Source organism: Nocardia arseniciresistens, from assembly GCF_046764875.1.
Lineage (GTDB): Bacteria > Actinomycetota > Actinomycetes > Mycobacteriales > Mycobacteriaceae > Nocardia > Nocardia arseniciresistens.
The window spans coordinates 386,552-398,220 of the sequence record NZ_JBKORD010000005.1; the positions used below are offsets into that span (position 1 = coordinate 386,552).

At 67.1% G+C, this 11,669-nt stretch carries 13 protein-coding genes; 8 read left to right on the top strand and 5 right to left on the bottom strand.

The window, feature by feature from the left end:
* Positions 1-37: 37 nt before the first annotated feature.
* From ACLMAJ_RS11735 to ACLMAJ_RS11745, 3 genes are all read right to left on the bottom strand, one after another.
* Positions 38-1,264, bottom strand: coding sequence for an RNA polymerase sigma factor (locus tag ACLMAJ_RS11735; RefSeq protein WP_412013622.1), 1,227 nt, complete (start codon positions 1,262-1,264; stop codon positions 38-40).
* Entirely contained in the window at positions 1,257-1,604 is a 348-nt protein-coding gene (locus ACLMAJ_RS11740) for a YciI family protein (RefSeq protein ID WP_412013623.1), read from the bottom strand. The genes ACLMAJ_RS11735 and ACLMAJ_RS11740 overlap by 8 nt, the downstream gene beginning before the upstream one ends.
* A 271-nt stretch (positions 1,605-1,875) precedes the next feature.
* Positions 1,876-2,658 (bottom strand): isocitrate lyase/PEP mutase family protein, encoded by a 783-nt coding sequence (locus ACLMAJ_RS11745; protein ID WP_412013624.1) that lies wholly within the window; start codon positions 2,656-2,658, stop codon positions 1,876-1,878.
* Between ACLMAJ_RS11745 and ACLMAJ_RS11750 the strand changes: the two genes are divergently transcribed.
* The 7 genes from ACLMAJ_RS11750 to ACLMAJ_RS11780 all read left to right on the top strand — a co-directional run bounded on the left by ACLMAJ_RS11750 (position 2,635) and on the right by ACLMAJ_RS11780 (position 9,543).
* Entirely contained in the window at positions 2,635-3,501 is an 867-nt protein-coding gene (locus ACLMAJ_RS11750) for an ArsR/SmtB family transcription factor (protein ID WP_412013625.1), read from the top strand. The genes ACLMAJ_RS11745 and ACLMAJ_RS11750 overlap by 24 nt on opposite strands.
* A gap of 111 nt (positions 3,502-3,612) precedes the next feature.
* Positions 3,613-4,671 carry an N-acetyl-gamma-glutamyl-phosphate reductase gene (gene argC, locus ACLMAJ_RS11755; RefSeq protein ID WP_412013626.1) on the top strand — a complete coding sequence of 353 codons (1,059 nt, stop codon included), beginning with the start codon at positions 3,613-3,615 and terminating at the stop codon, positions 4,669-4,671.
* Positions 4,668-5,900, top strand: a complete 1,233-nt coding sequence (argJ, locus tag ACLMAJ_RS11760) for a bifunctional glutamate N-acetyltransferase/amino-acid acetyltransferase ArgJ (protein ID WP_412013627.1) — start codon at positions 4,668-4,670, stop codon at positions 5,898-5,900. The genes argC and argJ overlap by 4 nt, the downstream gene beginning before the upstream one ends.
* Positions 5,897-6,832: an acetylglutamate kinase gene (argB, locus tag ACLMAJ_RS11765; protein ID WP_412013628.1), complete on the top strand. Its 936-nt coding sequence runs from the start codon at positions 5,897-5,899 to the stop codon at positions 6,830-6,832. Before argJ ends, argB begins: the two co-directional genes overlap by 4 nt.
* Positions 6,829-8,052 (top strand): acetylornithine transaminase, encoded by a 1,224-nt coding sequence (locus tag ACLMAJ_RS11770; RefSeq protein WP_412013629.1) that lies wholly within the window; start codon positions 6,829-6,831, stop codon positions 8,050-8,052. Before argB ends, ACLMAJ_RS11770 begins: the two co-directional genes overlap by 4 nt.
* Positions 8,049-8,999 carry an ornithine carbamoyltransferase gene (gene argF, locus ACLMAJ_RS11775; protein ID WP_412013630.1) on the top strand — a complete coding sequence of 317 codons (951 nt, stop codon included), beginning with the start codon at positions 8,049-8,051 and terminating at the stop codon, positions 8,997-8,999. Before ACLMAJ_RS11770 ends, argF begins: the two co-directional genes overlap by 4 nt.
* A 28-nt stretch (positions 9,000-9,027) precedes the next feature.
* Complete coding sequence (locus ACLMAJ_RS11780) at positions 9,028-9,543, top strand: arginine repressor (protein ID WP_412013631.1); 516 nt, start codon at positions 9,028-9,030, stop codon at positions 9,541-9,543.
* A gap of 7 nt (positions 9,544-9,550) precedes the next feature.
* Here ACLMAJ_RS11780 and ACLMAJ_RS11785 read toward each other — a convergent pair whose 3' ends face one another.
* Together ACLMAJ_RS11785 and ACLMAJ_RS11790 are read right to left on the bottom strand one after the other, a co-directional pair.
* Positions 9,551-9,691 carry a hypothetical protein gene (locus tag ACLMAJ_RS11785; RefSeq protein ID WP_412013632.1) on the bottom strand — a complete coding sequence of 47 codons (141 nt, stop codon included), beginning with the start codon at positions 9,689-9,691 and terminating at the stop codon, positions 9,551-9,553.
* A gap of 141 nt (positions 9,692-9,832) precedes the next feature.
* The gene (locus ACLMAJ_RS11790) at positions 9,833-9,964 is read right to left on the bottom strand and encodes a cupin domain-containing protein (protein WP_412013633.1); all 132 of its coding nucleotides are present in this window, start codon (positions 9,962-9,964) and stop codon (positions 9,833-9,835) included.
* A 450-nt stretch (positions 9,965-10,414) separates the two neighbouring features.
* Between ACLMAJ_RS11790 and ACLMAJ_RS11795 the strand changes: the two genes are divergently transcribed.
* The gene (locus ACLMAJ_RS11795) at positions 10,415-11,617 is read left to right on the top strand and encodes an argininosuccinate synthase (RefSeq protein WP_412013634.1); all 1,203 of its coding nucleotides are present in this window, start codon (positions 10,415-10,417) and stop codon (positions 11,615-11,617) included.
* Positions 11,618-11,669 lie beyond the last annotated feature (52 nt).

An 11,669-nucleotide genomic window follows, 5' to 3' on the forward strand; every position in this document is an offset into this window, starting at 1 on the left:
GTGCCCGGCCGAAGATCGGCTGTTGCTCCTGAACCGCCTACGCGACCGTCTCGCGACGGGACCGGAGGAAGGCTTGCTCGGCGCGGTTTTCGGTGCGGTCGATCGCTCGGTCGTAGGCCGCCAATGCCTCGGAGGTTCGGCCGAGGCGGCGCAGTAGATCGGCTCGGATGGCGTGGAAGAGATAATGATTCGCCAAGTCGATGTCGTCGAGCATGGTGAGTGCGGCGTGTGGTCCCTCCACCTCACCCACCGCTACCGCGCGATTGAGCAGCACCACCGGGCTCGGTGCTATCGCGGCCAGTTGGTCGTAGAGGTGCAGGACCTGCTGCCAGTCGGTCGCGGCGGCATCGGTTGCGTCCGTGTGGACCGCGTTGATCGCCGCTTGGATCTGATACGGGCCGGGTTGATTGCGGCGCAGGCACTCTCGGACGATGGTGTGGCCCTCGGCGATGAGGGTGCGGTTCCAGCGGGTGCGGTCCTGCTCCGTTAGCGGGACCAGCGCGCTGTCGGGCGTTGTCCTTGCGGCACGTCGAGATTCGGTGAGCAGCATCAGTGCCAGCAGGCCATGGGCTTCCGGTTCGTCGGGCATCAGCTCGGCGATGAGGCGTCCGAGCCGGATCGCCTCGGCGCACAGGTCCGCTCGGACCAGGTGCGACCCCGAGGTGGCCGTGTGTCCCTCGGTGAAGATCAGGTAGACCACGGCGAGCACCGCGCGCAGGCGATCGGGCAGGTCGGCGTCGCGTGGAACACGGTAGGGGATCCGGGCATCGCGAATCTTGCCCTTGGCGCGGACGATTCGCTGCGCCATGGTCGATTCGGACGTCAGGAAGGCGTGCGCGATCTCGGTGGTGGTCAGGCCGCCGAGCAGGCGCAAGGTAAGGGCCACTTGGGCATTGGCGGCGAGGGCGGGGTGGCAGCAGGTAAAGATCAGCCGCAGTCGGTCGTCGCGGACCGCGCCGCGCTCGACCGGTTCGTGTTCGGCGTGGAGCAGTGCGGCCTCGGCATGCCGGTCGTCGCGGGATGATTCGCGGCGCAGTCGATCGATCGCCCGATTGCGTGCGGTGGTGATGATCCATCCCGGCGGGCTCGCGGGGAGACCGTCGGACGGCCACCGCTGCACGGCGGCGGTGAACGCGTCCTGTACCGCGTCCTCGGCGACGCCGATGTCGCCGAAGACGCGGATCAAGCTGGCCACCGCGCGACCGTAGTGTTCGGTGAACACCTCTTCGATCACCGAAGGGGTCACCACGGCGGCCTCAGCCATCCTCTAGCGGCCGGATCTCGATCGGCAGGCCGAGCACAACCGCGACCTTGCTGCCCCATTTCAGCGCCTCGTCGAGATCGGCGGCCCGAATGATGCTGAATCCGGCAATGTATTCCTTGCTCTCGACGTATGGCCCGTCGGTGATGAGCACGTCGTTGCCGGTGGCGCGCAGCACGGTGGCGGTGCTCGGCGCGTTGAGGCCCGAGGCGAATACCCACGCGCCCGCGGCGCGCATCTCGTCGTTCACCACCTCCAGTTCGCGCATGATCTCCGCCAGTTCGTCCGGCGCAGGCGGTACACCACCTTCGGACTGGTAGATGCCGAGCATGTACTGCTTCATTTCGGTGCTCCTCACTCGCGCGGACAGGTGTCGATCACGAGCTCACGATCGGACCGATCATCAACAAATACTCGTCGACGAGATCGTCTCGCATCAGCGATTGCCGCAGGTTGTCGCCCATGTCCGCGCCTTCCTCGGTGCCGAATCGGAGTCGGCCTCACCTCCTACACGAACGGGATCTCGCCGGATCGACATACTCGCGGAAACTTTCTCCCACGAATTCGCTCGGGCCTCAGAAGCCCGACAGTCGCGGAGACTAGTTCGTTCGGGTTCAGGAGCCCGGTGCGGTGATGGCCTGAACCTGGCGATAGGTCGGTACCTCGACCGCGAACGGCCTGTCGTCGCGCACCGCTCGGGCGGCGTCGACGATTGCCGCGAGGGCGGTGCGGTACAGCAGCGAGCCGGTGCTGATGCGGCGAACGCCCAACTCGGCCATGGTCGCGATCGTCGGGCCGTGCGCGGTGTAGAGGATGTTGACCGGCAGCGCGGTCGTGGCGACCAGCCGGGTTATCTGGACCGGGTCGGTCACGCCGGGCACGAAGATGCCGTCGGCACCCGCGTCCGTGTATCGCTCGACCCGCGCGAGCGTCGAATCCTGTTGCAGCTTCAGCCAATACGTGTCGACGCGCGCATTGACGAACAGTTCGGGTGTGCGGGCCTTGATCGCGGCGATCAGCTCGGCCTGGTGCTCGGGTTCGGCGAGCGTGCTTTCCGAACGGCCGTCTTCGAGATTCACTCCGGCGATCCCCAGTTCCGCCAACCGGGCGACAAAGTCGGCGACCTCGCCGGGGTCAGCGCTGAAGCCGCCCTCGATATCGACGGTCACCGGAACCGGTAGGCGTGCGAGTCGCGTTGCCACCGTGAGTGTTTCGTCGCGGGTGACACCGGTTCCGTCGGGCAGTCCCGCAGCGACGGCGACCCCGAGACTGGTGGTGCCGATCGCGGGAAACCCCTCGGCGGCAAGTGCGGCCGCGGAGCCGAAATCCCAGGCGTTCGGCAGCACGAGCGGCTCGTCGCGATGGTGCAGTGCGTGGAAGATCTTCGTCTTGTTCATCGGGATCCTTCGATGATTCCGGTGGCGATGGCGGATGCCCGTCCGATGCTCACCGGGCGGATTCCGTTCATATCGCGACCGTATCCCGCTGTTGTTTCGGTGGCCGCCGAAACAACAGCGCACCATGATGGAGTGGTGCAGACCCGAGGGACCGAACTGGCGGGGCTGGCCGTATTGCTCGCCGACCGCACCCGCGCCGAGATGTGCCTCGCCCTGATCGACGGCCGCGCCTGGACCGCGGGCGAATTGGCGCGGCACGCGGGCGTCGCGCCCTCCACCGCCACCGAACACCTGAACCGACTGCTCGAGGGCGGCCTGCTCATCGAACGCCGACAAGGCAGGCACCGCTATGTGCAGCTGGCCAGTGCCCAGGTTGCGGAGCTATTGGAGGCCATGGTCACCCACCTCGACCCGCCGCGTACCGGACCGACGGGACTGCGCTCGGCCACCGTCGCCGCCGCCCTTGCTCGCGGCCGTACCTGCTACGACCACCTCGCGGGTCGCCTCGGCGTGACGATCACCGAAGCCATGACCGCCCGCGGCCTGCTCGGCGGCGACGGTGGCTTCGCATTGACCCCGGCGGGTCTGGGCTGGTTCACCAACCCCATGGGAATCGACAAGGCGGTACTGCGCGCCACCCGCAGGCCCGTCGCCCGCCCCTGTCTCGACTGGACCGAGCGCCGCACCCATCTCGGCGGCGCGGCGGGAGCACAGCTCTGTCGCCGTCTACAGGATCTGGACTGGGTCCAACGAGTCGGCAACGGACGCGCGATCCGCCTGACGCCGAAGGGCGAATCCGGTCTGGCCGACGCCCTCGGTATCGATCCTGTGCCGTTGCGCTAGACGCCGGTGGGGGCGCGGCGACGGTGCTGTTGTTCTCGTTGATCGCACGATTGATCAGTGGCAGACGACCCCGTCTATGAATGAGCTTGCACAATCGTGCATAATAATCGCATGGTTGATTCAGCGGGCGGGCCCGCATTGCGGGTCGCGGTGGCCGGTGCGAGCGGGTACGCGGGCGGCGAGGTGCTGCGGCTATTGCTGGGACATCCGGCATACCGTGACGGGCGCCTCGTCATCGGGGCGCTGACCGCGGGAGCGAACGCGGGCAGCACCCTGGCGCAGCATCAGCCACATCTGCTGCCATTGGCCGATCGGGTGCTCACCTCGACCACCGTCGACGAACTCGCCGGACATGACGTGGTGTTCCTCGGGCTGCCGCACGGGCAATCCGCCGCCATCGCGCAGCTGCTACCCGAGTCGACCGTGATCATCGACTGCGGCGCCGACTTCCGGCTGACCGATGCGCGCGCGTGGGAGAAGTACTACGGCAGCGCCCACGCGGGCAGTTGGCCATACGGTCTGCCGGAACTGCCCGGCGGCAGGGAGAAGCTGCGCGGCGCGAGCCGGATCGCCGTCCCGGGGTGCTACCCGACGGTGGCGAGCCTGGCTCTTGCCCCGGCGATCGCGGCGGGCATCGTCGAGCCGACGGTCAATGTGGTTGCGGTGAGCGGCACTTCGGGTGCCGGCCGCAAGCCCGATGTCGGCCTGCTCGGGTCCGAGGTGATGGGTTCGGTACGCGCATACGGTATCGCGGGCGCGCATCGGCATACCCCCGAGATTTCGCAGAACCTGAAGGCGGCGGGCGGAACCGACGTCACCGTCTCGTTCACCCCCGTGCTCGCGCCGATGCCGAGAGGGATTCTCGCCACCTGCACCGCGCCGACAAAGGTAGACGCCGAACATGCGCGCGCGGTCTACGAAAAGGCTTACGCCGATGAACCTTTCGTGCAGCTGCTGCCGGAAGGGCAACTGCCGCAGACGGGTTCGGTGCTCGGCTCCAACGCCGTCACCCTCCAGGTCGCCGTCGATACCGACGCGGGCCTGCTGGTGGTGATCGGCGCGATCGACAACTTGACGAAGGGCACCGCGGGCGCCGCGGTGCAATCGATGAATCTGGCCGTCGGATTCGACGAGACCGCAGGACTTTCCACCGTAGGAGTGGCACCGTGACGACAACCGCTGGGACATCGCCCGAGGGCTCGGGCGGCAAGCTGGTCCGGACGCAGGGGGTCACCGCACCGCTCGGATTCCGCGCGGCGGGCATTGCCGCGGGCATCAAGGCGAGCGGGAAGCCCGACCTGGCCCTGGTGTTCAACGAGGGGCCCGAGTACGCGGCCGCGGGCGTGTTCACCCGTAACCAGGTCAAGGCCGCACCGGTGCTGTGGTCGCAGCAGGTGCTCACCACCGGTCGGCTGCGCGCGGTCATCCTCAACTCCGGCGGCGCGAACGCGTGCACCGGGCCCGGCGGATTCCAGGACACGCACCAGACGGCCGAGGCACTGGCCGAGGCGCTGAGCAACTGGGGCACCGAGACCGGCGCGGGCGAAATCGCCGTCTGTTCCACCGGTTTGATCGGCGACCGGCTGCCCATGGACAAGGTGATCCCCGGTGTCACCGAGATCGTGCACGAGATGGGCGGTGGTCTGTCGGGCGGTCTCGACGCGGCCTACGCGATCATGACCACCGACACCGTGCCCAAGGAAGCGGCCTTCCATCATCATGACAAGTGGAACGTCGGCGGCATGGCCAAGGGCGCGGGCATGCTCGCACCCTCGCTGGCGACCATGCTTGTCGTACTCACCACCGATGCCGCGGTCAGCGCGCAACAGCTGGATCGGGCGCTGCGCAACGCGACTCGGCTCACCTTCGACCGGCTCGACGTCGACGGCTCCTGCTCCACCAACGACACGGTGCTGCTGCTGGCCAACGCCGCGAGCGAGGTCACTCCATCCCAGGAGGAACTCGACGCCGCGGTGCTCGCGGTCTGTGACGATCTGGCCGCGCAGCTGATGGCCGACGCGGAGGGCGTCACCAAGCGGGTGCAGGTCGTGGTCTCCGGTGCGGTCAGCGAGGACGAGGCGCTGATCGCCGCGCGCACCGTCGCACGCGACAATCTGGTCAAGACGGCGCTGTTCGGTTCCGACCCGAACTGGGGCCGGGTGCTCGCCGCCGTCGGTATGGCGCCGATCACCCTCGATCCGAACCGGATCTCGGTGTCGTTCAATGGAAAACCGGTGTGCGTCGACGGCGTCGGAGCTCAGGGCGCGCGCGAGGTCGACCTGTCCGGGATGGACATCGAGGTGCTCATCGAGCTGAATGTCGGTGCCGGCACCGCGATGATCCGTACCACCGATCTCTCGCACGGTTATGTCGAAGAGAATTCGGCATACAGTTCATGAGTGGCCAAGTGCTGCATGAGCTTTCGGCGCTGGACAAGGCGCACGTACTGGCTGAGGCGTTGCCGTGGCTGCAGAAGTTCCGCGACAAGATCGTGGTCGTCAAATACGGCGGCAACGCGATGGTCGACGACGAACTCAAACGGGCATTCGCCGCCGATATGGTGTTCCTGCGTACCGTCGGCGTGCACCCGGTGGTGGTGCACGGCGGCGGACCGCAGATCAGTGCGATGCTGAAGAAACTCGGCCTCGAGGGCGAATTTCGCGGTGGTTTCCGAGTCACCACGCCCGAGGTGATGGATGTGGTGCGGATGGTGCTGTTCGGCCAGGTCGGGAGGGAGCTGGTCGGACTGATCAACGCGCACGGCCCGTACGCGGTCGGCATCTCCGGTGAGGACGCGCGACTGTTCACCGCGACCAGGCGCACCGTCGACGTCGACGGCGCACCGACCGACATCGGTCTGGTCGGCGATGTCACCGCGGTGAACCCGGACGCGGTGCTCGACCTGATCGGTGCCGGACGTATCCCGGTGGTGTCGACCATCGCCCCCGATGTCGACGGCGTGGTGCACAACATCAACGCGGACACCGCCGCCGCGGCGCTCGCCGAGAGTATCGGCGCCGAGAAGCTGGTGGTGCTCACCGACGTCGAGGGCCTCTACACCGACTGGCCCGACCGCTCGTCGCTCACCTCGCATATCGACGCCGACGAGCTGGCGAAGTTGCTCCCGAGTCTCGATGCGGGCATGGTGCCCAAAATGGAAGCCTGCCTGCGCGCCGTGCTCGGCGGAGTGCCGACCGCGCACGTCATCGACGGTCGGGTCCCGCACTCGGTGCTGCTGGAACTGTTTACCGGAGAGGGAATCGGAACGATGGTGACGCCCGTGCCGTCCGGAATGGACGGTGCCGACCCACTGAACGGAACGAAATCATGAACGAAGTCACGAACAATTCTGCTCTACAGCAGCGATGGTCGGCCGCGATGATGAAGAACTACGGGACGCCGAAAATCGCGCTCACCCGCGGTGCGGGGGCCGTGGTCTACGACGCGGACGGCAAGCGCTACGTCGATTTCCTCGGCGGCATCGCGGTCAACAGCCTCGGACACGCCCACCCGGCGATCCTCGAGGCCGTTACCAACCAACTCGGCACCCTCGGGCACACCTCGAACTTCTACGTGAACGAGCCGGTGGTCGAACTGGCCGAACGACTGCTCGCGCATTTCGGCGACGGTGAGCTCGGCGACGGGCACGGGCGCGCGTTCTTCTGCAACTCCGGCACCGAGGCCAACGAGGCCGCGTTCAAGATGGCGCGGCTGACCGGCCGCAGCAAGATCATCGCGTGCGAGGAAGCGTTCCACGGCAGGACCATGGGTGCGCTCGCCCTCACCGGCCAGGCGTCCAAGCGGACGCCGTTCGAACCGATGCCGCCCGGCGTCGTACACGTGCCCTACGGTGACGCCGCCGCCTTGGAAGCGGTGGTCGACGAGGACACCGCCGCGGTCTTCCTCGAACCGATCATGGGGGAGAGCGGCGTCGTGGTGCCGCCGATCGACTACCTGGTGAAGGCACGCGAGATCACCGCGCGTCACGGTGCGCTACTGATCCTCGACGAGGTGCAGACCGGCATCGGCCGGTGCGGAAAGTTCTACGCGCACCAGGCTTTCGGCATTGTGCCGGACGTGATCACCCTGGCCAAGGGGCTCGGCGGTGGCCTGCCCATCGGCGCGGTGCTCGCCACCGGACCTGCCGCCGATCTGCTGTCTCCCGGCCTGCACGGCACCACCTTCGGCGGTAACGCGGTCTGCGCGGCGGCCGCACTCGCCGTGCTGCGCACCATCGACGAACTGGATTTGCTCAACCATGTCGAGTCGGTCGGCAAGCGGCTCAGCGACGGCATCGAACTGCTCGAGCATCCGCTCGTCGAACAGGTGCGCGGCGCGGGTCTGCTGCTCGGCATCGTGCTGACCGAGGACGCCTCGGCCGAGGTCGAGGCACGGGCGCGGGCGGCGGGCTACCTGGTGAACGCGCCCAAGCCCAACGTCATTCGGCTCGCACCGCCGCTGGTGCTCACCGAAACCCAGTCCGACAACTTCGTCGCCGACTTGCCGGACATTCTGGACGGTGCCGCCGAAGACGCGAAGGGAGCCAAATGAGCAACGCACGCCTACGCCACTTTCTGCGCGACGACGATGTGACCCCGGTCGAACAGGCCGAAATCCTCTCGCTTGCAGCCGAATTGAAGCAAGCACCGTTCTCGCGTAGGCCGCTAGAGGGCCCGCGCGGGGTCGGGGTGATCTTCGAGAAGAACTCCACCCGCACCAGGTTCTCCTTCGAAATGGGCATCGCCCAGCTCGGCGGGCACGCGGTCGTCGTCGACGGTCGCGACACCCAGCTCGGCCGTGAGGAAACCCTCGGCGACACCGGCACGGTGCTCTCGCGCTATGTCGATGCGATCGTCTGGCGCACCTTCGAGCAGGTTCGTCTCGACGAAATGGCCTCCACCGCAACGGTTCCGGTGGTGAATGCGCTGTCCAACGAGTTCCATCCGTGTCAGGTGCTCGCGGATCTGCAGACGCTCACCGAGCGCTTGGGCACCCTGGCCGGCCGCAAACTCACCTACTTCGGTGACGGCGCGAACAATATGTCGCACTCGCTGCTGCTCGGCGGCGTCACCGCGGGATTGAACATCACCATTGCCGCGCCGGAGGGCTTCGAGCCGCTGCCGTGGATTCTGGAGGCTGCGCGCAAGCGTGCCGCCGAAACCGGCGCGACCATCACGCTCACCGGTGATCCGGTCGCCGCCGCCGAGGGCGCCGATGCGCTGGTGACCGACACGTGGACGTCGATGGGCCAGGAGAACGACGGCCTCGATCGCGTCGGACCGTTCCGCCCGTTCCAGCTGAATGAGAAGCTGCTGGCGCACGCCGAGTCCGATGCCGTGGTGCTGCATTGTCTCCCCGCACATCGCGGCGAGGAGATCACCGACAACGTGCTCGACGGTCCGCACAGTGTGGTCTGGGACGAGGCGGAGAACCGGCTGCACGCACAGAAGGCACTGCTGGTGTGGCTGCTGGCCAGACGCGGCGAGGAGCAGTCGTGAGTGAGCGAACCAGGGGCGAGGTGGAGTCGTGAGCGTCACCCGCCCCGAACCCGGCAGGCTCGGGCCCGTCATCGCGGGCACCCGTGCCGGACGTCAGTCCCGCATTATCGAGTTGCTGCTCGCGCACGCGGTCCGCAGTCAGACCGAACTCGCCGCACTGCTGTCCGCGGAAGGCATCGAGACCACCCAGGCCACCCTGTCGCGTGATCTCGATGAACTCGGCGCGGTGAAACTGCGCGCCGCGGACGGCGGCGCGGGCGTCTATGTGGTCCCCGAGGACGGCAACCCCGTCCGCGGCGTCACCGGCGGCACCGGCCGCCTCTCCAAACTCCTCGGCGACCTGCTCGTCTCCACCGACGCCAGCGGCAACATCGCGGTCCTGCGCACCCCACCAGGCGCCGCCCACTACCTGGCAAGCGCCCTCGACCGTGCCGCCCTGCCCTACATAGTCGGCACTATCGCGGGCGACGACACCATCGCCGTCATCGCCCGCGAACCCCTGACCGGCGCCGAACTAGCCGCCAAAATCGAGGAACTCGCCTAATCGGCGCTCATGCCGCATCGCACAGCGCGGCCAATAGCCCGATGCCGCGATCGATCTCGGCCAGCGGGACACTGGCGAAACTCAGCCGCATCGCGTTGCGTGGTGCATCGTCGGCGGCGAAGAACATTGCCCCCGGCATGAAAGCCACGCCGGGCTTCCAGAGCTGGCAGCAAGAGCGCCTCGGCGTCGAAATCGGTGGGACCCTCGACCCACACGAACATGCCGCCATCGGGGATTGTCCATGAGTATCCGGCCGGAAAATGCCTTTCCAGTGCCTTCACGAGCGCGTTCAACCGTGCAGGTTCGGGATCAACTCCGGCCCGACAAGCGTCGCGGCCCGCCCGCGCACGCACAACACGATGGTTTCGCTGTGTGCGTGGTAGTGGGCACTCGCGACCCGACCCGGTGCCATGTTCACCATGGCCGCCGAAATCCCCTCTGCTCCACAGGTTTCCCTCGTATGCACGGTATCAAGTGCTGTCCGTGGGGACCGATGGTCTCGGCGCGGTCTGCGGCGGCGACCACGCGCGCCACACCTTGGCAACGTTCTTCATCAAGCACTCCAACACACTGTCCGGTCAGTATTTGCTGAACGTAGGTCATTCCCGCTCGCGGGGAGAACAAGATCACGCACCGTCGCGGCTATCGGTATCGCTTCCCAGCACAGGCATGGTGTCCGGCAGGCGCGCGTAATGTCGACGCCAGTCAGGCTGCGGATCGGTTTGCGGAACTCGATTCCGTCGGCAGCGGGCTCAACGCCACCCGGTTGTGAATGGGCTTGCATAGTCATGCATAATCATTTGCAGAACGGTGCAGGGGACAAGACTGCACAAGACGGCAGACACAGCACGAATCCGAGGAGCACATAGACATGTCCGAGCGCGTCGTACTCGCCTACTCCGGTGGGCTTGACACCTCCGTCGCGATCAGCTGGATCGCCAAGGAGACCGGTTCCGAGGTGGTGGCCGTGGCCATCGACCTCGGTCAGGGCGGCGAGGACATGAACGTGGTGCGCCAGCGAGCGCTCGACTGCGGCGCCGTCGAGGCGATCGTGGTCGATGCGCGTGACGAGTTCGCCAACGACTACTGCCTGCCGACCATCCAGGCCAATGCGCTCTACATGAGCCGTTACCCGCTGGTGTCGGCGATCAGCCGTCCGCTGATCGTCAAGCACCTGGTCGAGGCCGCCAAGTTCCACGGCGCGAGCACCGTCGCGCACGGCTGCACCGGCAAGGGCAACGACCAGGTGCGCTTCGAGGTCGGCATCGGCGCGCTCGCGCCCGACCTGAACGTGATCGCCCCGGTCCGTGACTACGCCTGGACCAGGGAGAAGGCCATCGCGTTCGCCGAGGAGAACGCGCTGCCGATCAACGTCACCAAGAAGTCGCCGTTCTCCATCGACCAGAACGTGTTCGGTCGCGCGGTGGAAACCGGCTTCCTCGAGGACCTCTGGAACGCGCCGACCAAGGACGTCTACGACTACACCGCCGACCCGACGGTCAACTTCGAGGCGCCCGACGAGCTCATCGTCACCTTCGACAAGGGTGTCCCCGTCGCCATCGATGGCCGCCAGGTCACCGTGCTCGAGGCCATTGTCGAGCTCAACCTTCGTGCGGGACGACAGGGCGTCGGTCGCCTCGACATGGTCGAGGACCGGCTCGTCGGCATCAAGAGCCGCGAGATCTACGAGGCACCCGGCGCCATCGCGCTGATCACCGCGCACCAGGAGCTCGAAGCTGTCACCGTCGAGCGCGAGCTCGGCCGCTACAAGCGGCAGGTCGAGCAGCGCTGGAGCGAGCTGGTCTACGACGGCCTGTGGTTCTCCCCGCTCAAGCGGGCACTCGACGCCTTTGTCGCCGAGACCCAGGAGCACGTGTCCGGCGACATCCGCATGGTGCTGCACGGCGGCTCCGTCGTGGTCAACGGCCGCCGCTCCGAGCAGTCGCTCTACGACTTCAACCTGGCCACCTACGATGCGGGCGACACCTTCGACCAGTCGCTGGCCAAGGGCTTCGTGCAGATCCACGGCCTGTCCTCGAAGGTCGCGGCGCGCCGCGACCTGAACCAGAAGTAAGGTGCCCGACATCCACCGATGATCGCCACCCGACCTTCAGGAGACAGCACAC

Bases quoted from the DNA above. Each gene is read 5' to 3' on its own strand.
- ACLMAJ_RS11735 (WP_412013622.1), bottom strand. From the start codon at position 1,264: ATGGCTGAGGCCGCCGTGGTGACCCCTTCGGTGATCGAAGAGGTGTTC.
- ACLMAJ_RS11740 (WP_412013623.1), bottom strand. From the start codon at position 1,604: ATGAAGCAGTACATGCTCGGCATCTACCAGTCCGAAGGTGGTGTACCG.
- ACLMAJ_RS11745 (WP_412013624.1), bottom strand. From the start codon at position 2,658: ATGAACAAGACGAAGATCTTCCACGCACTGCACCATCGCGACGAGCCG.
- argC (WP_412013626.1), top strand. From the start codon at position 3,613: ATGGTTGATTCAGCGGGCGGGCCCGCATTGCGGGTCGCGGTGGCCGGT.
- argB (WP_412013628.1), top strand. From the start codon at position 5,897: ATGAGTGGCCAAGTGCTGCATGAGCTTTCGGCGCTGGACAAGGCGCAC.
- ACLMAJ_RS11770 (WP_412013629.1), top strand. From the start codon at position 6,829: ATGAACGAAGTCACGAACAATTCTGCTCTACAGCAGCGATGGTCGGCC.
- argF (WP_412013630.1), top strand. From the start codon at position 8,049: ATGAGCAACGCACGCCTACGCCACTTTCTGCGCGACGACGATGTGACC.
- ACLMAJ_RS11790 (WP_412013633.1), bottom strand. From the start codon at position 9,964: ATGGTGAACATGGCACCGGGTCGGGTCGCGAGTGCCCACTACCACGCA.
- ACLMAJ_RS11795 (WP_412013634.1), top strand. From the start codon at position 10,415: ATGTCCGAGCGCGTCGTACTCGCCTACTCCGGTGGGCTTGACACCTCC.